This window comes from Pseudomonas sp. K5002, from assembly GCF_013386655.1.
Taxonomy (GTDB): Bacteria; Pseudomonadota; Gammaproteobacteria; order Pseudomonadales; family Pseudomonadaceae; genus Aquipseudomonas.
Genome location: NZ_JACARK010001647.1, coordinates 1 through 321 on the forward strand (window position 1 = coordinate 1; position 321 = coordinate 321).

Annotated in this window: 1 pseudogene; it reads left to right on the forward strand. The window is 69.2% G+C overall.

Features of this window, described 5'->3' with window-relative positions:
• Nucleotides 1-321: pseudogene (locus tag HX846_RS38480) on the forward strand (DNA ligase-associated DEXH box helicase); the annotation flags it as partial.

The following is a 321-nucleotide window of genomic DNA, read 5'->3' on the forward strand; positions in this document are numbered from 1 at the left end:
CGCCATCGCTGAACGGCGCATAGAAGCGCGCCAGTCGCCTCACAAGCCGTTGGATGTGCTGGTGCAGCATCTGGTGAGCATGGCGCTGGGCGGCGGCTTTGTGCCGGATGAGCTGCTGGCGGAGGTGCGCACCGCGTGGGCCTATCGTGACCTGAGCGCAGCAGACTGGGCCTGGGCCCTGGGCTTCGTGCGCCATGGTGGCCTGTCGCTGACGGCCTACCCGGATTACCGCCGGGTCGAGCCGGACGAACACGGCATCTGGCGCGTCCCCGACGCACGCCTGGCGCGGCGCCATCGCATGAGCGTGGGTACGATCGTCAG